We start from the raw sequence: 19153 nt of genomic DNA, 5'->3' as shown, positions 1-19153 counted from the left end.
GAGGTCATCCCCTCCGGCTTTTTTGTTGGCATTTCAGGAAACCGCGAATCAGAGAATGTAGCGGCTCAGGTCTTCGTCTTCAGAGAGTTCGCCGAGTTTCTCGTCAACGTAGTCCGCTGTCACCTCAAAGGTCTCGGTGACCTGGTCGCCGGCGTCGTAGGACAGACTTTCCAGCAAGCGCTCAAGCACCGTATGCAGGCGGCGGGCGCCGATGTTTTCGGTGGTTTCGTTCACCTTGTAAGCCACTTCCGCAATGCGGGCGATGGCATCGTCGGCGAAGGTCAGTTTCACACCTTCGGTGCCCATCAGCGCTTCATACTGCTGCACCAGCGAGGCATCCGGTTCGGTCAGAATGCGCTTGAAGTCGTCCGGCGTCAGCGCCTGCAGCTCCACGCGAATTGGCAGGCGGCCCTGCAGTTCCGGAATCAGGTCTGAAGGCTTGGACAGGTGGAACGCGCCGGAGGCGATGAACAGAATGTGGTCAGTCCGAATGGAACCGTATTTGGTGCTCACTGTGCTGCCTTCAATCAGAGGCAACAGGTCGCGCTGAACGCCTTCCCGGGACACATCCGAGGAGGTGTTTTCCGAGCGCTTGGCAACCTTGTCGATCTCATCGATAAAGACAATCCCGTTCTGCTCAACCGCCTGAATGGCCTTCTGCTTGATCTCTTCCTCATTCACCAGCTTGGCGGCTTCTTCGTCCTTCACCCGCTTCATGGCATCCGCCACTTTCATCTTGCGGGTCTTGCGCTTGTCCGAAGACAGGTTGGAGAACATGCTCTGCAGTTGAGAGGTCATCTCTTCCATGCCCGGAGGCGCCATGATCTCCACGCCGGCTCCGCTGCTGCGCAGATCGATCTCGATTTCCTTGTCGTCCAGTTCGCCTTCTCGCAGTTTCTTGCGGAACAGTTGTCTGGTTGAGGAGTCCGCATTGGTGCGCTGGCTGTCTTCGTTAAAATCCCGGGGGGGCGGCAGCAGGGCATCCAGAATGCGGTCTTCGGCGGCATCCAGTGCACGGTGTTCATGCCGCTTCATTTCCTGTTCCCGCAGCATTTTCACCGCCATGTCGGCCAGGTCGCGGATGATGGACTCAACATCCCGGCCAACATAGCCCACTTCGGTGAATTTGGTGGCTTCCACTTTCAGGAAGGGAGCATCCGCCAGTTTGGCCAGCCGGCGGGCGATTTCCGTTTTACCGACACCAGTGGGGCCGATCATCAAGATGTTTTTCGGGGTAATTTCATCCCGCAGACTGCTGTCCAGTTGCATGCGGCGCCAGCGGTTACGCAGGGCAATGGCGACGGCGCGTTTCGCTTCTTCCTGGCCCACGATGTGTTTGTTCAGTTCGTGGACAATCTCTCGGGGAGTCATTGCAGACATGGTCGCTCCGGTCGTCAGTCTTTAATGGGCAGCACTTCCAGAGTGCGGTTCTGATTGGTGTAAATGCAGATATCGCCGGCAATTTCGAGCGCCTTCTCGGCGATTTCGTGGGCGCTGAGCTCGGTATTTTCCAGTAGCGCCCGGGCGGCGGCCTGGGCAAACGGCCCGCCTGAGCCGATGGCGATCAGCCCCTGCTCCGGTTCGATCACGTCGCCGTTGCCGGTAATGATCAGGGAAGCGGTTTTGTCCGCAACGGCCAGCAGGGCTTCCAGTTTGCGCAGGGCGCGGTCTGTGCGCCAGTCTTTGGCCAGCTCTACAGCGGCACGGGTGAGATTGCCCTGGTGTTTTTCCAGCTGGGCCTCGAATCGCTCGAACAGGGTAAAGGCATCGGCGGTGCCACCGGCAAAGCCAGCGATTACCTGGCCGTTGTAAAGGCGGCGTACCTTTCGGGCATTGCCTTTCATAACGGTGTTGCCAAGGGATACCTGGCCATCACCGCCCATGGCGACTTCATTCTCCCGGCGTACGGAAACTATGGTGGTCATTGGGGCTCCAGTTGCCTGTTTGAATTTGTATTTTGGCTTTATGGAGGCGCGGGGCGGAATTTCAAGAGCAGGGGGGGTAGCTGAACATAGTTCAGCCTTCTTTCGGGATCTTGCGCACCAGAGGCTGGATATTGATAGTAACCAGCTTGTCGACCGCCGAGTTCATCTGGCTGCGGGAGTTGAATGGCCCCACATTCACGCGGTACCACACACTTCCATTGTCGAGATCGATGCGCTGTACATGAGCTCTGAGTCCCTGGAAGGCGATCTGCGCGCGCTGTCGCTCGGCATCTTCCTTGCTCCTGAACGAGCCGGACTGTACGACATAATCGAACTCCTGCATGGCCGGGCCCGGGGTATATTCTTCCACTTTGGGCGGCACCACCTCGGATTCCGGCAGCATTTCGTAGAATCGGAAGTTCTGCTCTTTCGGCCGAGTGTTCTGTTTGGCCGTGGTGTTGGCGGGTTGTTTCGGCGCTACCGGGGTTTGCTCCTGAATCGGAGTTTGCCTGGCCGTCTCCGGCCCGCCGGGCAAGGTGTTCAGGTAGACGATAAAGCCGATGAAGCCACCCACGGCGGCCAGAGACAGGATGGTTTTCATAGACAAGGCGCCATGCTGTGAATGCGAGGGTGCACTCTTTTTGGGTTTGGACGGCTTGCGGGGCCTGGCCGCGGGCTTGCTGGCGGCAGCCCCTTTGCCCGCAGGACGATCTTTCCTGGCGTAATCTCTGGCCATGGCCTGATTACATCTCCTCTGGTGCGCTTACGCCGAGCAGGTCCAGGCCGTTGGCAATCACCTGGCGCACGGCCAGATACAGGCTGACTCTTGCGTCCCGCAGGGCGGTATCTTCAACCAGCACCTTGTGGGCGTTGTAGTAAGTATGGAACTGGCCGGCCAGCTCACGCAGGTAGTGGGTGAGGTGGTGCGGCTCACGCTGGGCGGCGGAGTTGGCAATCAGCTCCGGGTACTTGGCCAGCTGGTTGGCCAGTTCTTTCTCTTCGTCCAGGGTCAGCAGGCTCAAATCGCCCACACATTCGTTCAGGCCCCGCTGTACGCCTTCGGCGGCCAGTTTGCGCAGTACGCTGCAAATCCGGGCATGGGCATACTGGATGTAATACACCGGGTTTTCATTGGTCTGGGAGCGCGCCAGGTCGATATCGAAAGTCAACTGGGAGTCCACGCGACGTGCCGCCAGGAAGAAGCGGGTGGCATCCCGGCCCACTTCGTCGATCAGGTCCCGAATGGTGACGTAGCTGCCGGCACGCTTGGAGATTTTCACTTCCTGGCCGGAGCGGGTCACCATCACCATCTGGTGCAGAACATAGTCCGGCCAGCCCTGGGGGATGCCGGCTTTCAGGGCCTGCAGGCCGGCGCGTACACGGGTGACCGTGGAGTGGTGGTCTGCACCCTGTTCGTTGATCACGGTTGTAAAACCGCGCTGCCACTTGTCCAGGTGGTAGGCCACATCCGGCAGGAAGTAAGTGTAGCCACCGTCTTTCTTGCGCATCACGCGGTCTTTGTCGTCGCCGAACTCGGTGGTTTTCAGCCACATGGCGCCGTCTTGCTCGTAGGTGTAGCCGTTGGCTTTCAGGCGCTCAACGGTGGCTTCTACCTTGCCATCTTCGTACAGGGACGATTCCAGGAAATACACATCGAACTGAACGCCAAAGGCTTTCAGGTCCAGGTCCTGCTCCCGGCGCAGGTAGGCCACGGCGAATTCGCGGATGGCGTCCTGGTCGTCCGGGTCGGCCTTGGCGGTTACTTCCCGGTCGTCGGCAATCACGGTTTCGCCGGCCATATAGGCGTTGGCTACGTCGACAATGTAGTCGCCCCGATAGCCGTCTTCCGGCCAGCTTTCGTCTTCTGGGGTCAGGCCCTTAACGCGGGACTGAACCGACAGGGCCAGGTTGTTGATCTGGGCACCGGCGTCGTTGTAATAAAACTCCCGGGTAACGTCGTAACCGTTGGCTTCCAGCAGGCGGCACAGGCAATCGCCAATAGCGGCGCCCCGTCCGTGGCCCACGTGCAGAGGGCCGGTGGGGTTGGCAGACACAAACTCCACCTGAACCTTCTCGCCGTTACCGGAGTTGTTGCGGCCGAACTGCTGCGCTTCGTCCAGGATGGTGTTCACAATGCCGAAGGCGCTGGCGGTGCTCATGAAAAAATTGATAAATCCCGGCCCGGCAATCTCCACCTTTTCCACGGCAGAACTCTCTGGCAATGCCGCCACCAGGGCTTCGGCCAGCTTGCGAGGCGGGCAGCCGGCGGCTTTGGATGCCACCAGGGCAATATTACAGGCATAGTCCCCGTGGGACTTGTCTTTGGTGTTGCCCACCTGAGGAGTGAAGCTCTGGTCTGCCGGCAGTGTGCCGTCAGACTGAAGGGTCGCCAGTGCAGACTGGAGAAGCTCGGATACGGTCTCTTTCATGCTGTCGAATGACTCGGTTTGCAGAAGAATGGGTGTCAGGGCAGGGCGCCCGTTGAAAACAGAAGGGGCGTATTATCGCGGAAAGTTTGGGTGTAAGCAAAAAGGCCCGTTGCGTTGATTGTCAGCGGACGTGCAATTAAATGCTCAGCCCATGATGCCGGCCCGTTGAATCTGCGTAGGTTCGGGTTTGCATTGGTAGAAGGGCCTTTCGAAAGGCTTCAGTTTTGTCGCTAAGCTTCCATCGCTTGCTGGGAGAGTATCTCCCGCGCGGCTGTGGGCCTTTGTCGCCCAGCAAAAGACTATGAAAGCGGCGAGTTAACTGCTGAAGCCTTGCCGCTTTGTCGCGAGGGCACACTGGGTACTGGCTTAGCAGTTCTAAAACGCATAGTAGGCGTTGGAATTCCTCGGAGGCCATCTCGGATCGCACTTGGGTCAATTCAGGCATCGTTGGCCGGTAATCGGTAAACCAAAGTAGCTCTGCAAGAGATTTTGCATCCTCATTTGCTTTCTCAAGCGGTGTTGTGCCGACACGATAGAGTAATCGTTGCTCACAAGTCACTGTCATGACTCTTTACCTTGATAACTGTTCGTCAGAACCTCAAAACATCTGTGAGTGCTCTCCCCAATGCGGTGTCCGGCTTGATAGCTTGAGAATCGCCTTGCTCACGCAGCATCATGGGCTCCGGTACTGTTCGATTTTTGAGTCTATCACAAGATGGCGGTGTGCAATGGCGGGCAGGGCGCCCGTTGAAAACAGAAGGGGCGTATTATCGCGGAAAGTTGGTGTGTAAGCAAAAAGCCCGGCGCTGGGGCCGGGCTTTTTACTTCGTTGAGCGATTAGTCGGAAATGGTTGTCTGTAATGTGAATGCATCGCCGCCGTATGGGGCAGGTGGAGTCACCTCGACAGTAAATGTTCCTGTGCTAGGTGTGTCGTCGGCTTCAACTGTAACGCACTGGGTGACTGGACCCGTTCTATAGCTTTTTGTGGTTGTAAAGCTGCTCGGATTCACAATCGTGCCATTGGTTGTAGTGAACGCCACGTCAGTTCCTCCCGGAGGTGGGCCTGCAACAGGGTTTCCTTGCGAGTCTGAGAACATGCCCGCTATCTCCGCACAAACACTGCCGGGCGCCACAGGGGTGGTAAAGTTGATGGAAATGTTGTCGCTTGCCATGAACAGCTTTGCTGTTTGAGTTATTTCTAAAAGCGAGCTTGTGCAATTTGCTTGATTGATGCAGGCGGTTCCGTTGTATATCCCGTTCGCAACGTCGTACTGTCCGTTACCGTTGTAGTCGAAGTACTCTTCGCCACTGTCGTAAACGTTATTTCGATTTCTGTCGAGGTAGGCTTCCCCGAGGTCATCTTCTGCAACATTGAAACTATCGGTACCTGATGTGTAAATGCCATCGCTGTCCACGTCTCGATAGCTTTCTTCTCCCACAGTTCTAGCAAGAATCAATACGACCCCGTCATTGCTTCTAGGGTTTTGGCTTATCCATTCAATTGAACAAGCTCCGTCGGACAGTGTGCACTCGCTTTGCACGGAGCCAGCGTTCGTAAGGAAGTTTACGACAGCGTCGGTAATTCGATTGTTATTGCGGTCGGCCGCACGAATGGTGATGCCGACCGGAACGCCATCGTAGTTGCGAGCATTGGGAAGAAAGTTTTCTTCAATTGAAATAGAAAAACTGTCTTGGTCTGGAATTGTCGCGCTGATCGATATCGGAGCAGAAGTGGTTTGAATTGAAGAGCCCGCACCGGAGCTGTATGTGGCTGTTACGCTAACTACCGCTGGGACAGTGCCGGCATTTACACGAGTGGTCGCTAACCCGTTCTCGTCAGTTTCAGTTGACGACTGGGAAAGTGTTATTCCCCCGACAGTTGTTGACAGCTCAAAGGTTACTGTTTCGCCAGTTGTAATAGGTTGGCCGTTATTGTCATTAAGTCTGAAGGTTACTTCGGATACGCTTGGTCTGCTGCTGTTTGAGTTTCCTGCAAGAGCGATGGAGTCTGGCTCAACGCTAACGAACTCGAGTCCTCCTATTACTGGAGGTGCTACAGTTATGGTTGCGTTGGCAGTTGCGCCATTTTGCAGCCTAGCGGTAATCGTATCTTGGCCAGCGCAGCCTGCTTCGTACGTTGTTGCAAACGTTCCCGAGGCGGACGTTACCTGGGGGTCAAAGGAGGCGCTGGAGCACAAAGATGAAAGTGTGACAGTAGTCGGTTCGGCATTGTAGATTGCGTTACTATTGTTAGCATCGACAACATTGAACTCAAGTCTAGTGGTGCCGCCCGCAGAAAGGTTTGTCGCGGATAGTGTCATTTGTCCCGCTTGAAAGCTCGAACCACTGCCCGTTCCTAGCTCTAGCGAGATCGTTTGATTGTTGTCACCACCTGTGCTGCCGTCCCCTGATGTGGAGTCACCTTGATTGGGGCCAGATGCCAGCGGCGTTGAACTATCGTCCCCACCGCAGGCGGTCAAGATTAAAGCCAGCGATAATGCCGACATACGCGCAAGGAATTTCCATGCCATTTTATTTCTCCAGTTTTCATCGACAGCAAAAGCCAAAAACCTGCGCATTCCCGCACGAGAACCGCAACCTCAGGTTTTGATCCAAGAGTAGTGGTTATAGTGCTGAAAATCATAGCACAGTCAGTTCAAACTGAATGAGTATGAATGGTGAATTCTGAAAAAGATTGTAACGAATTGCAGAATATGGACTGTGTCACGATTCGGGATGATGATCTTCAGCCAGTCTCCTGAGGGTCAACATCCACAATCCATTTAGTGCTCGCCGGCAGCTTGCTCTGATCCAGATGCTGGCAAATGTGAGTAAGCAGATGGTTGAGTTGGCGCCGGTGGTTACTGCACAGGATCAGCTGCGCCCGGTGCCGGTCGGCTTTACGTGCAATTACCGCCGGTAGCGGCCCCCAGGTTTCTATGCCGCTCACTGCCGTCATGGGTTTAATGGTGTCCAGCAGTTGCAGGCTTGCCTGCATGGTGTCGGCTTCCGCGCGGAGTATGGCCATGGCACGGAATGGTGGAAGGGCGCCGGTTTGGCGTTCGGCCAGAAGTTGGTCTGCCAAGGCGGCGTAGTTGCCCTTACAAAGCGATTTCAATAGCGGGTGGTCGCTGTGGCAGGTCTGGATCATCACTTTGCCAGGTTTTTCGCCCCGGCCAGCGCGGCCGCTGACTTGCAAAAGCGTCTGTACCATCTGTTCCGGCGCCCGAAAATCGACACTGAACAGACCGCCATCGGCATTGACGACGGCAACCAGCGTCACGTTCGGAAAGTCGTGGCCCTTGGCCAGCATCTGGGTGCCGACAAGAATACAGGGCTCGCCGGTATTCACCCTTTTCAGGATGGCTTGGATACTGCCTTTGCGCTGGGTGCTGTCCCTGTCTACCCGCACGATGGGCGTGTCCGGAAATTGCTCGGCCAGGGTGTCTTCGGTACGCTCGGTGCCCTGGCCCACGGGTTTGAAATTCTCGCTCTGGCATTTCGGGCAGTTGTGGCTGGCGGCCATCTGGAAGTCGCAGTGGTGGCAGCGCATGGCCCTGTCCCGCCTGTGATAGGTCAGGCGGGTGTCGCAGCGGGGGCATTCCTCCAGGTGGCCGCAGTCAAAACACATCATTACCGGGGCGAAGCCGCGGCGGTTTACAAACACCAGGGCCTGTTCGCCTTTGTCCAGTGTTTTTTTGATGGCAGTCAGGGCCGGGCGAGACAGCCCGGCTTCCAGTGGCCGGCTGCGGATATCCAGCAGCTCCAGCGCCGGAGGCTTCGCGTTGCCGGCCCGTTCTTCCAGTCGAATCAGTTGGTATTTGCCCTGTTGCGCGTTATGCCAGGATTCCAGGGACGGTGTGGCCGAGCCGAGAATCACCGGGCACCGGTTCAGGTGGGCCCGGTATACGGCCACATCCCGGCCGGAATAGCGGAAGCCCTCACCCTGCTTGTAGGAACTGTCGTGCTCTTCGTCCACGATGATGGTGCGCAGCCCGGTAAACGGAAGCAATACGGCAGAGCGGGTGCCAATCAGGATAACCGGCTCGCCGTTGCGGATTTTCAGCCAGGTGCTCAAGCGCTCGCCGTCGTTCAGGGCGGAATGCCATACCGCAATCCGGTTGCCGAAATAGCGGCGGAAGCGGGCCAGGGTTTGCGGTGTCAGGTTGATTTCCGGCACCAGCACCAGTGCTTGCTCGTTGCTCTGCAGGCGGGTTTTCAGGTAATGCAGGTACAGTTCGGTTTTGCCGCTTCCGGTAATGCCGTATAAAAGGGTGGCAGAGAATTCGTCGGTGCGCTCCGGAAAGCCGGCGGCGGCTGTCTGCTGGGCCGGTGACAGCTGCGGAGCGGGCAGGTCGGCTTCCGCGGCTGTGGTTATGTCGGTAATCGCTTCCTTCTGCTGTATCAGTTCTTTCTGCTCCAGTGCGCGAATCTGTGCGCGGCTGAAGCCCGCCTGAACCAGGGCGCTGGTGGTAATGCCCGGTGCCTCTTTTACAGTATTGAACAGCGCCCGCTGGCGGTACGCGGTGGCTGGCAGGGCGGGTTCGCTGGCGGTGCAGTGCCAGCTTTCATCCGGCTTTTCCCGCGCCGGCCGGCCTTTGCGCAAGGCGGGGGGCAGGGCGGTGAACAGGCATTCGCCCAGTGGATGCTGGTAGTAGTCACTGGCCCAGGTTAGTAGCCGGAAGGTGCTTTCGGGCAGGGCGGGCCAGGGCTCCAGGGCTTCGGCCACCGGCTTCAGGGTAATGCCTTCAGGCGGTTGAACCCCTGTTTCTACCACCAGGCCGGTCAGGGTTTGCCTGCCAAAGGGTACTTTTACGCGTTGCCCGGGTGAGACCGTAATGGTCTCCGGGATTCGGTAATCAAAGAGTCGCCGGAGCGGGCGATTCAGGGCGATGCGGGCGATTGAGGGCCGTGTCACGGTAACTGCGTATCCTGAAAGCGGGCAAAAGTAGGCTGGTTGCATGGTATCCGGACGGTTCCGGAGGGCCAAGATACTTGCCTGTGGTCGGGTTTGTCAGTAAGATTCGCGGTCTGTTTCTGGCCGGGCTTGATTGTGCACGGTCTTTTCAATTGATTCAAACATGCGGTGCCTGGCACCTGGGCAGCTAAGATGCCCCGTGATCAGGTAGCGGCATGACCTAACGAGGTTCGCCATGAAAGAAGGTATTCACCCGAAGTACGAAGACATCACCGCTACCTGTTCCTGCGGTAATGTGATCAAGACCCGTTCTACCATCGGTCACGATCTGCAGCTGGACGTATGTTCCCAGTGCCACCCGTTCTACACCGGCAAGCAGAAGGTTATGGACACCGGTGGTCGTATCGATCGCTTCCAGAAGCGTTTCGGCAGCCGTATCGGTGGCAAGAAAGACTGATCCGCGCCGGGATGTTGAAAAAGCGCCTTTGGGCGCTTTTTTTGTGCGCCATTGAAAAATAAAGTTTGCTATATACGCAAAATGCACTATTGACTGTTCGCAAAATATTCGATTTCGGCTTGTCGTTTTGGGTCGGGCGCGCCATAATGGCGCGCTCCGTTGGGCGAGCTCCAGCGGGATTTACCTTTAAACGTGACAAACGGAACAGTGGCAATGTCTCAAGATCTGAAAGAAGCAGCCCTTGAATATCACGCCAAACCGCGGCCGGGTAAGCTGAGTGTTGAAATCACGAAGCCGACCCAGACTTCCCGCGACCTCTCCCTGGCGTACAGCCCCGGGGTTGCCGAACCGGTCCGCGAGATCGCGAAGGACCCCGAGAACGCTTACAAATACACAGCCAAGGGTAACCTGGTTGCCGTGATTTCTGACGGTACCGCTATCCTGGGTCTGGGTAATCTCGGCCCTCTGGCGAGCAAGCCGGTTATGGAAGGCAAGGGCGTACTGTTCAAGCGCTTTGCCGGAATTGACGTCTTCGACATCGAGGTTAATTCCGAAAGCCCGCAAGCGTTTATTGAAACTGTTGAGCGCATCGCCGATACCTTCGGTGGTATCAACCTCGAGGACATCAAAGCACCGGAGTGCTTCGAGATTGAGCGTGCGCTGATTGAAAAGTGTAACGTGCCCATCTTCCACGATGACCAGCACGGTACCGCTATTGTAACTGCGGCCGGCATGATCAATGCTCTTGAGCTGCAGGGCAAGAAAATTGAAGAGGCAAAGGTGGTATGTCTGGGCGCCGGTGCGGCCGCCATTGCCTGCATGAAGTTGCTGATCAGCTGCGGTATGCGCTCTGAGAACATCTTCATGCTCGACCGTAAGGGTGTGATCCACTCTGGTCGTGATGATCTGAACCAGTACAAGGCGATGTTCGCCAACGATACCGACAGGCGCACTCTGGACGATGCCATCGACGGTGCCGACGTGTTCCTGGGTCTGTCTGGCCCGGACCTTCTGTCTGCCGAGCAATTGGCGAAAATGGCACCGAACCCGGTGGTGTTTGCCTGTTCCAACCCGGATCCGGAAATTAGCCCGGAAGTGGCTCTGGCCACCCGCGATGATCTGATCATGGCGACCGGTCGCTCTGATTATCCGAACCAGGTGAACAACGTGCTTGGCTTCCCGTTCATTTTCCGTGGTGCACTGGATGTACGTGCAACCGCTATCAACGAGGAAATGAAGGTTGCCGCGGTTAACGCGATCCGTGAACTGGCCAAAGAGCCGGTGCCGCAGGAAATCTGTGAAGCCTACGGTGTTGATGCGTTTGAATTCGGCAAGGAATATATCATTCCGAAGCCGATGGACGTTCGTCTGCTGGAAGTAGTGCCTGCCGCCGTGGCCCGCGCTGCAGTAGATTCCGGTGTTGCGCGCAATCCGTACCCTGCGCACTACCCGCTGAAGTCTATGGACGACATCATCTGATCGGGATGTAGTCTGGCTTCAAAAAAAACCGGCGGAGATCCCGCCGGTTTTTTTGTGCTTACTGGTTGGGGGTTGCGGCCGATCAGAAGATCTGCCGTGACAGGTCGTCCCCGTTACTATTGTCGCCATTCCCTCCGATACTCTCGGCTGGCAGAGGCGAGGGTGCGTCTTCTTCCTTGAATATCTCGAAAACGGCTTCTTCGCCGGGTCGAGCTCTTTCTCCGGTTTCCGGGTTGATCCGGATATTCACGATGCCATTGGGCCTGGGCATGGTGGCTGCTGGCTGGCCTGCCAGTGCTACTTTCATATAGTCGACCCATATCGGCAGTGCGGTACTGGCGCCATACTCGCCGCGACCCAGGGGAGAGGGTTGGTCAAATCCGACCCAGACCGTGGTTGCAATGTCGTGATTGAAGCCCGCGAACCAAGTGTCTTTCTGCTCGTTGGTGGTGCCGGTCTTGCCGGCGATGTCGCTGCGGTTCAGGGCCAGGGCGCGACGTCCCGTTCCCCGGCGAACCACGTCCTGCATCATGGAGTGCATGATATAGATTGATCGTTCGTCGGCCAGGCGTTGCATGATTCGTGGTTCGGTTGTGTTCTCCCCGGCAGCGGAGGCTGGCAGTGTCATGCCTTCAATTTCGGGTGGTTGCTCCGAAGTGCGTTGTTCGGCATCGGCGGCCTGCGTAGAGGCAGCGTCGCAGTTTTCGTCGCACAATATGGTCTTCGGGGCTTCATAGACTACGTTGCCGTCCCATTCCTCGATTCGTTCAATCAGGTAGGGTTGTACGTCGTAACCGCCATTGGCTATCACCGCAAAGCCTCTTGCCAGCTCCATGGGGGTCAGCAGGCCGCTGCCCAGAGAGAGTGAGAGGTTGGACGGCATGTTTTCGGTCGGGAGCTTGAGTTGCTCAAGATAGTTGAGGGTGGTGTTGATGCCAAGGTCTCTCAGCAGGCGAATGGAAACCAGGTTGCGAGAACGGTAAAGGCCTTCGCGCAAGGTGGTTGGTCCGTAGAACTGACCTGATGAGTTCTGTGGCCGCCATGCGGTTTCAAGTTCGGAATCTTCGAACACAATCGGGGCATCGTTGTAGATGGTGGCGGGTGTTCTTCCGTTCTCCAGCGCGGAAAGGTACAGGAACGGCTTGAACGTAGAGCCTGGTTGACGGTTGGCCTGGGTGGCGCGATTGTATTTGCTCTGGTTGAAGCTGTAGCCGCCCGCCAAGGCTTCAATGGCGCCAGTTTTGGCCTCGAGAGAGATGAGCGCGCCCTCGATTCTGGGTGCCTGCGCCAGGGAAACCCGCAGTTCGGTGACTGCCTGAGTCGATACGCTCTCGCTCTCAGGCTCTGCTTCAGCGTCTGCAATCTGTGGCAGTTGGTCAACTTTGACATAGATGACGTCTCCGGGGCTGACCACCTCGGAAGGATTCTGTGGTTCGGGCCCGGTAATGCTCTCGGTGCGGAATCGGCGTGCCCAGGTCATGGTGTCAAAGGGCATAACGCCCGGCCCCAGGCGCCGAGTGTGCACTCTCACTTCATCCTTTTCGTCATCTATGGATGTCACAACGGCTGGTACCAGTGCTTCAACCCGCGGGTAGTTCTGCATCTGGTCCGACAGTTCAGCCGGGGTCAGGCCTTCAACATCAAATTGTCCGATGGGGCCTCGGAATCCGTGCCGGCGGTCATAGGCTTCGAGCCCTGCTCTCAATGCCTCGGTGGCAGTTTGTTGCTTGGTGCTGTCGACGGTCAGGGTCACGCTGTAACCGTCGGTGTAGGCGTTTTCCCCGTAGCGGCGAACCATTTCGGCCCGGGCCATCTCGGCCACATAGTCGGCATCCACTTCGGCGTCGCGAGTGTTATAGCTGGCGGTCAGCGGTGCTTTGCTGGCCAGAGACCAGGCGTCTTCGGTGATGTAGCCCAGGTCTTTCATCCTGCCGAGAATCCAGTTACGGCGGATCAAGGCTCGTTCCGGGTTTGCCAGAGGGTTATAGGCAGACGGGGCTTTGGGCAAGCCGGCCAGCATTGCCATCTGTGCCAGTGACAGTTCTGTCACCGGTTTGTCGTAGTAGACCTGGGCTGCGGCGGCGATTCCATAGGCCCGGTTACCGAGGTAGATCTTGTTCAGGTAGAGCTCAAGAATCCGGTTTTTATCCAGTTCACGTTCAATCTGAAGAGCCAGCAGTATCTCGTTGAACTTTCGGATGAAGGTCCGGTCGCGTGACAAAAAGTAATTTTTTGCAACCTGCATGGTGATGGTGCTGCCGCCAGACTGGATTTCTCCGGTGGTGATCAGTTCCACTGCAGCCCGCGTCAGGCCTTTAATGTCGACTCCGAAGTGCTCGTAAAAACGCGCGTCTTCCGCCGCCAGGAAGGCTTGTAACTGAATTGTAGGGATCTGTTCTATTGTGATCGGTGCCCTTCTCTTTTCACCGAATTCTGCTATTAATCTGTTGTCTTTGCTATACACCCGTAAAGGCGTCTGCAGCCGGACATCCAGCAATTGCTCGACCGGTGGCAGATTGGGCCGAAGATAAAGATACAGGCTTGAGGAAATAATAATGGCGACACTCAGGCCGGTAAGAATGAACCAGGCAAAAACGCGAGATGTACGCAACAAATGAGACATTTTTTTCTGACAACTGTTGGATATAGGTCTATTATTTGAGAAATTGCTTTAGGAAGGTTCGGTCGCCTCGCCGTCTGCAATGTCTCCCGAAATTCGAGAGATTGCATTGTAGACGGAATAAATAAGAAATTCTCTTACATAAAAAACACATAGAACGCCTCTGAAATGATCGCCTTTACAGGGAGTGGTTCAGGGGTTCCAACGCCGGGTGCATTTAACCAGGTATAGGGTGAGCGCGTGTTCGGATTACCAGGAAAAAAATCCAGTGCCGTCCTTGGGGTGGATATAAGCTCCAGTTCGGTCAAGCTGCTAGAGCTGTCAAAACATGGCGATCGATACAAGGTCGAGAGCTATGCGGTAGAGCCGTTGCCGGCCAATGCAGTTGTTGAAAAAAACATCACAGACGTCGAAGCGGTTGGGGAAGTGCTCAAGCGTGTCGCGTCCAAGTCACGCACCAGTGTGAAACAGGTGGCTGTTGCTGTTTCCGGCTCGGCGGTGATCACCAAGGTTATCCAGATGGATGGTGGTCTTAACGAGTTTGAGATGGAAGACCAGATCGCACTGGAAGCGGATCAGTACATTCCTTACCCCCTCGATGAAGTGGCGATCGATTTCGAAGTCCAGGGCCCTTCCGAATCCAACCCGGACCAGGTGGATGTGCTGCTGGCGGCCTGCCGTAAGGAAAACGTCGATATCCGCGAAGACGCCCTGGAAATTGCAGGGCTGACAACCAGGATTGTCGATGTGGAAGCCTACGCTCTGGAGCGCGCTTACAGTCTGATTGAGCCCCAGCTTGATTCTCAGGGCGAGGAGTTGGTGGTTGCCATCGTCGATATCGGTGCAACCATGACAACCCTGAGTGTGCTGGCAGAGGGCAAAACGGTCTATACCCGCGAGCAGATCTTTGGCGGAAAACAGTTGACGGAAGAAATTCAGCGTCGTTACGGGCTTTCGTTTGAAGAGGCGGGTCTGGCCAAGAAGCAGGGTGGTTTGCCGGACGACTACAACGAGGAAGTCCTGACCCCGTTCCGGGAAGCGGTTGTTCAGCAAGTGGCACGGGCGCTGCAGTTTTTCTTCGGCGCCAGTCAGTACAACGTGGTGGATTACGTGGTGCTCGCCGGTGGAACAGCGTCGATTCAGGGGCTCACGGAAATGGTGGAAGAGAAAACCGGAACGCCAACCCTGGTGGCCAATCCGTTTGCCAACATGGCGGTGGGTTCCCGGGTCAACGCCTCTGCGCTCAGCAATGATGCCCCCTCGTTGATGATTGCCTGCGGTCTGGCAATGAGGAGTTTCGACTGATGGCAAAGATTAACCTCAGGCCCTGGCGGGAAGAGCTTCGCGCGGAGAAGCAGAAGCAGTTTGTCGTGATGATACTGGGCGCCGTGATTATCGCGGGTGGCCTGGCTTTCCTCTGGAAATCGGATATGGACAGCCGGATTGCCTACCAGCAATCCCGTAATGCCTATATCGAGACTGCAACCAAAGAGCTGGACAAGCAGATCAAGGAGATCGAAAACCTCAAGCGTCAGCGCGATGAGTTGCTGGCACGCATGCAGGTGATTCAGGATCTTCAGGGCAAGCGGCCGGTAATTGTGCGGGTGTTCGATGAGTTGGTGAGAACCCTTCCTGACGGACTTTACTACACCGATCTCAAGAAAACCGGTGAGCGACTCGACATAGTGGGTATGGCTGAGTCCAATAGCCGCATTTCGAACCTGATGCGTCAGTTCGAAGATTCTGAATGGTTTGCCAATCCCAACCTGACCAATGTGGCCGCAGCAGACAGCGCCCGTTCTGGCTATAGCCAGTTCAATCTTTCTGTCCAGCAGCGCACACCTGAGCCCGAAGGGGAGGATAACTGATGAGCCTCGCGGACTCTCTGAAAAGTCTTAACGAATTCGATATCAATGATCTTGATATCAACAATGCCGGCATCTGGCCGGCACCAATCAAGGCCATTGTGGCGTTAGTTGTCTTCGGCTTGATACTTGGCGGTGGTTACTGGTTCTTTATCAAGGATCAGTATGCCCAGCTCGATCGGGTGGAGCAGCAGGAGCAGGAACTCAAGCAGCGCTACGAGCAAAAGGCATATCAGGTGGCGAACCTGGATGTATTCAAGGCCCAGATGGAAGAAATGGAGGAAACCTTTGGAGCCCTGGTGCGTCAGTTGCCCAGTGAGACGGAGGTGCCTGGCCTGCTGGAAGATATCACCAATACCGCGTTAGGTAGTGGATTGGCGCTGCAGGAAGTCGCACTTCAGCCCGAGCAGCAGCGTGACTTCTACGCCGAACTTCCCATTAATATTCGGGTATCCGGCTCCTATCATGAGCTGGCCTCTTTCGTAAGCAGTGTGGCGAGCCTGCCGCGCATCGTAACACTGCACGATTTAACCATTAAACCAATGGGCGGAGACGGAGACCAGCTGGACATGCAGGTGGTTGCCCGTACTTACCGCTACCGGGCTGGAGAATGAGCATGACAGGAAAGCATGCGGGAAAAGCCTGGCTGGGTGTGTGTCTGGCGTCTTTGCTGACGGCTTGTTCCCAGGGAAACGGTTTCTCGGATCTCGACAAGTTCATGGCGGATACTCGGGCCAAGCCTCGGGGACACGTGGAACCCTTGCCGGAGTTTAAGGCCTATGAGGCTTTCAGTTATTCGGCGGCCGATCGCCGGGCGCCGTTTGAGCCGCCGGTAGATGTCCAACTTACGATGGTTGATGAGCAGCCGGTTAGTGACGTTGAGCCGGACCTGGATCGGCCGCGCGAGGTGCTTGAGAACTTTGATCTGAAGTCGTTGACCATGGTAGGCACGCTTCAAGGGGTTGAGGGCAATCTGTTCGCGTTGGTGCGCGATGATATGGGTGGCATTCACCGTGTTCGCACCGGCAATTATATGGGGCAGAACTATGGCCGTATTGTGGGTGTCAGTGAAACCCGCATTGAACTGATTGAAATCGTTCCGAATGGCCGGGGTGGTTGGGTAGAACGCCCGCGCTCCCTGTCTTTGGATGAAGGCTGAGGAGCGGTAACGGTATGAATTCAAGAAACATGCACGAACAAACAGGTTTAGGGTCGAGGCTAGCGATGTTCAAAAAACTCAATGTCTGCGTAGGCGTGATTGCCATCGGGTTATGGAGTAGCCTGGCCGGAGCGGTCACGCTGGAAGACGTATCGTTTACGTCGCTGCCGGGGGAAGGCCTCGAAGTGACCATGAAGTTCGATGGTGCCCCGCCCGAACCTAAGGGTTATACCATCGAGCGTCCTGCACGGATCGCCGTAGACCTGTCGGATACCACCAGCGGCCTCAATCAGCGCAGCATTCCGCTGGGTAGCGGAAATGCCCAGAGCCTGACGGTCGTGGAAACCAAGGACCGCACCCGGTTGATCTTCAATCTGGTGGAGCTGGTGCCTCATGAAACGGTTCGCAACAATAACTCGCTGGTAATGACCATTGGTGGAGGCGGTTCAGCGCCTGTGGCGAGCTCCCGCCCGGCACAGCCCCAGTCAGCGCCAGTTGCCTCAACCTCATCTTCCAATGCGCTGGCGGATGTGGATTTCCGCCGGGGCAAAGACGGTGAAGGTCGGGTGATTGTGGATCTCGGCAGCACCAAGGCCGCTGTAAACCTCACTGAGCTTGGTGGCCGTATCCGGCTGACCATGCCGGACCTGGAGGTGCCGGCCAACCTGCGCCGTCGCCTGGATGTTTCGGACTTCGCCACTCCGGTAACCCGTATCGATACATTTGTTGAAGATGGCAATGCGGTGATCGAAATCCGTCCGGAAGGCGAGTACGACTACATTGCCTACCAGTCTGGCCGGGAGTTTACGGTCAGTGTTGAAGAGCTGTCCCAGGAAGAAGCGGAAATCCGCCGTGAAGAGAAGTTCCCGTACACCGGTGAGAAACTGTCCCTGAACTTCCAGGATATTGAAGTGCGCTCTGTACTTCAGCTGATTGCCGATTTCACCGGCCTGAACCTGGTGGCCAGTGACACTGTGGGTGGCAGCATTACCCTGCGCTTGCAGAATGTACCCTGGGATCAGGCGCTGGATCTGATTCTTAAAACCAAGGGTCTGGACAAGCGCCAGATTGGCAACGTGCTGCTGGTAGCCCCAGCGGATGAAATTGCCGCCCGTGAAAAGCTTGAGCTGGAAACCTCCAAGCAGATCGCTGAGCTGGCGCCGGTTCGTCTGGATATCATTCAGGTGAACTACGCCAAGGCCGCGGATGTGGTAGCCCTGATTCAGGCAGACGAAGAGCTGATTTCCTCCCGTGGTTTCGTATCGTCAGATGCCCGTACCAACACCATCAGTGTGCGTGAAACAGCGGACAAGCTGGAAGAGATTCGTCGCCTGGTAACTACCTGGGACGTACCTGTACGCCAGGTTTCTATCGAGGCACGCATTGTCCGGGCACAAACCAATGTGGCCGAAGACATCGGTGTTCGCTGGGGTGGTGCTGCTTACAATGTCGATGGCGATGACGTTGTGACCATTGGTGGCTCGCTGGGCACCCTGCAGGAAGCTCGCGACGCAGCTGGCGGTGGCAGCAATACCATTTCCTTCCCGGGTGCCTTGGGTGTTGATCTAGGGGTGTCTGGCGAGGGCGCATCCTCCTTCGCAATCGGCTGGGGCAGTGATGACTTCCTGGTAGATCTGGAGCTTTCTGCCCTCGAAAGCGACGGCCGTGCAGAAGTGGTCTCCCAGCCGCGGGTTGTGACTGCGGACCGCCAGACGGCATCTATCAAGTCCGGTGAAGAGATTCCGTACCAGAAAGCTGCGTCCAGTGGTGCCACTTCCGTTTCTTTTAAGGAGGCTGTGCTATCGTTGGAAGTGACCCCGCAAATTACCCCGGATGATAAGATCATTATGGATCTGGTAGTCAACCAGGATTCCCGGGGCGAGGTCACGGCCGGTATTCCGTCGATCAACACCAATGAAGTTATGACTCAAGTGCTGGTGGCGAACGGCGAGACAGTGGTTCTGGGTGGTATCTTCCAGTCCGAGGTGGCCACGCAAACCACCAAGACTCCGTTCCTGGGTGATATTCCCTACCTTGGCCGCCTGTTCAAGCGTACTGAGCACATCAATGAGCGCAGTGAGCTGCTGATCTTCATCACCCCGAAGATCATCAAGAACGACCTGATCGACTGATCCGGCCAGTAAACCGAAAAGCCGCCGCTAACCCCGGCGGCTTTTTCGTAGTGCGCCAGGCATGGCGCGTAGCGCCTTGACGGGCGCTGTTCCGGTACAGGTGGTGCTGGCCGGATGACTTGGGGGTGCAAGTCCCCTGTGGGCCCGGCAAGGGGAACCACTAGCCGG

Annotated in this window: 14 protein-coding genes; 7 read left to right on the top strand and 7 right to left on the bottom strand. The window is 56.5% G+C overall.

Annotated features, from left to right (window positions below; all coding sequences use genetic code 11):
* Window positions 1-48 precede the first annotated feature (48 nt).
* From hslU to QPL98_RS12240, 6 genes are all read right to left on the bottom strand, one after another.
* Window positions 49-1380, bottom strand: coding sequence for an HslU--HslV peptidase ATPase subunit (gene hslU / locus QPL98_RS12265; protein WP_023007631.1), 1332 nt, complete (start codon window positions 1378-1380; stop codon window positions 49-51).
* Between the two features lie 14 nt (window positions 1381-1394).
* Window positions 1395-1925, bottom strand: a complete 531-nt coding sequence (gene hslV, locus QPL98_RS12260; RefSeq protein ID WP_011784337.1) for an ATP-dependent protease subunit HslV — start codon at window positions 1923-1925, stop codon at window positions 1395-1397.
* Window positions 1926-2016: 91 nt separating this feature from the next.
* Entirely contained in the window at window positions 2017-2661 is a 645-nt protein-coding gene (locus tag QPL98_RS12255; protein WP_286714907.1) for an SPOR domain-containing protein, read from the bottom strand.
* Between the two features lie 7 nt (window positions 2662-2668).
* Window positions 2669-4354: an arginine--tRNA ligase gene (argS, locus tag QPL98_RS12250; RefSeq protein WP_303293353.1), complete on the bottom strand. Its 1686-nt coding sequence runs from the start codon at window positions 4352-4354 to the stop codon at window positions 2669-2671.
* 837 nt (window positions 4355-5191) lie between these two features.
* A complete protein-coding gene (locus QPL98_RS12245) occupies window positions 5192-6886 on the bottom strand; it encodes an Ig-like domain-containing protein (protein ID WP_303293352.1) in 1695 nt (564 codons plus the stop codon).
* Between the two features lie 215 nt (window positions 6887-7101).
* Entirely contained in the window at window positions 7102-9318 is a 2217-nt protein-coding gene (locus QPL98_RS12240) for a primosomal protein N' (protein WP_303293351.1), read from the bottom strand.
* 190 nt (window positions 9319-9508) lie between these two features.
* On the opposite strand from QPL98_RS12240, the gene rpmE reads away from it, so the two are divergent.
* Complete coding sequence (rpmE, locus tag QPL98_RS12235) at window positions 9509-9730, top strand: 50S ribosomal protein L31 (protein ID WP_014420566.1); 222 nt, start codon at window positions 9509-9511, stop codon at window positions 9728-9730.
* A gap of 213 nt (window positions 9731-9943) precedes the next feature.
* Window positions 9944-11209: a malic enzyme-like NAD(P)-binding protein gene (locus QPL98_RS12230; RefSeq protein WP_222534799.1), complete on the top strand. Its 1266-nt coding sequence runs from the start codon at window positions 9944-9946 to the stop codon at window positions 11207-11209.
* 82 nt (window positions 11210-11291) lie between these two features.
* Here the strand turns inward: QPL98_RS12230 and QPL98_RS12225 are convergent, their stop codons facing one another.
* Window positions 11292-13832 (bottom strand): penicillin-binding protein 1A, encoded by a 2541-nt coding sequence (locus QPL98_RS12225; RefSeq protein WP_303293350.1) that lies wholly within the window; start codon window positions 13830-13832, stop codon window positions 11292-11294.
* Window positions 13833-14069: 237 nt separating this feature from the next.
* Here QPL98_RS12225 and QPL98_RS12220 point away from each other — a divergent pair, with 237 nt between their 5' ends.
* From QPL98_RS12220 to pilQ, 5 genes are read left to right on the top strand one after another with little or no spacing between them, the layout of a single operon-like run.
* Window positions 14070-15134: a pilus assembly protein PilM gene (locus QPL98_RS12220; RefSeq protein WP_031211232.1), complete on the top strand. Its 1065-nt coding sequence runs from the start codon at window positions 14070-14072 to the stop codon at window positions 15132-15134.
* A complete protein-coding gene (locus tag QPL98_RS12215; protein WP_011784346.1) occupies window positions 15134-15697 on the top strand; it encodes a PilN domain-containing protein in 564 nt (187 codons plus the stop codon). The genes QPL98_RS12220 and QPL98_RS12215 overlap by 1 nt, the downstream gene beginning before the upstream one ends.
* On the top strand, window positions 15697-16308 hold the full coding sequence (locus tag QPL98_RS12210) for a type 4a pilus biogenesis protein PilO (protein WP_303293349.1): 612 nt from the start codon (window positions 15697-15699) through the stop codon (window positions 16306-16308). Before QPL98_RS12215 ends, QPL98_RS12210 begins: the two co-directional genes overlap by 1 nt.
* Window positions 16309-16310: 2 nt before the next feature.
* Window positions 16311-16853 (top strand): pilus assembly protein PilP, encoded by a 543-nt coding sequence (locus QPL98_RS12205; RefSeq protein WP_023007639.1) that lies wholly within the window; start codon window positions 16311-16313, stop codon window positions 16851-16853.
* A gap of 14 nt (window positions 16854-16867) precedes the next feature.
* A complete protein-coding gene (pilQ, locus tag QPL98_RS12200) occupies window positions 16868-18985 on the top strand; it encodes a type IV pilus secretin PilQ (RefSeq protein ID WP_303293348.1) in 2118 nt (705 codons plus the stop codon).
* Window positions 18986-19153 lie beyond the last annotated feature (168 nt).

This window comes from Marinobacter sp. ST-43, assembly GCF_030541085.1.
GTDB classification, from domain to species: Bacteria; Pseudomonadota; Gammaproteobacteria; order Pseudomonadales; family Oleiphilaceae; genus Marinobacter; species Marinobacter nauticus.
Note: the sequence above shows the minus strand (reverse complement) of the source record. Positions and strands in the feature narration are given on the sequence as shown.

Bases quoted from the DNA above. Each gene is read 5' to 3' on its own strand.
- hslU (WP_023007631.1), bottom strand. From the start codon at position 1,380: ATGTCTGCAATGACTCCCCGAGAGATTGTCCACGAACTGAACAAACAC.
- hslV (WP_011784337.1), bottom strand. From the start codon at position 1,925: ATGACCACCATAGTTTCCGTACGCCGGGAGAATGAAGTCGCCATGGGC.
- QPL98_RS12255 (WP_286714907.1), bottom strand. From the start codon at position 2,661: ATGGCCAGAGATTACGCCAGGAAAGATCGTCCTGCGGGCAAAGGGGCT.
- argS (WP_303293353.1), bottom strand. From the start codon at position 4,354: ATGAAAGAGACCGTATCCGAGCTTCTCCAGTCTGCACTGGCGACCCTT.
- QPL98_RS12245 (WP_303293352.1), bottom strand. From the start codon at position 6,886: ATGGCATGGAAATTCCTTGCGCGTATGTCGGCATTATCGCTGGCTTTA.
- QPL98_RS12240 (WP_303293351.1), bottom strand. From the start codon at position 9,318: ATGCAACCAGCCTACTTTTGCCCGCTTTCAGGATACGCAGTTACCGTG.
- rpmE (WP_014420566.1), top strand. From the start codon at position 9,509: ATGAAAGAAGGTATTCACCCGAAGTACGAAGACATCACCGCTACCTGT.
- QPL98_RS12230 (WP_222534799.1), top strand. From the start codon at position 9,944: ATGTCTCAAGATCTGAAAGAAGCAGCCCTTGAATATCACGCCAAACCG.
- QPL98_RS12225 (WP_303293350.1), bottom strand. From the start codon at position 13,832: ATGTCTCATTTGTTGCGTACATCTCGCGTTTTTGCCTGGTTCATTCTT.
- QPL98_RS12215 (WP_011784346.1), top strand. From the start codon at position 15,134: ATGGCAAAGATTAACCTCAGGCCCTGGCGGGAAGAGCTTCGCGCGGAG.
- QPL98_RS12210 (WP_303293349.1), top strand. From the start codon at position 15,697: ATGAGCCTCGCGGACTCTCTGAAAAGTCTTAACGAATTCGATATCAAT.
- QPL98_RS12205 (WP_023007639.1), top strand. From the start codon at position 16,311: ATGACAGGAAAGCATGCGGGAAAAGCCTGGCTGGGTGTGTGTCTGGCG.
- pilQ (WP_303293348.1), top strand. From the start codon at position 16,868: ATGAATTCAAGAAACATGCACGAACAAACAGGTTTAGGGTCGAGGCTA.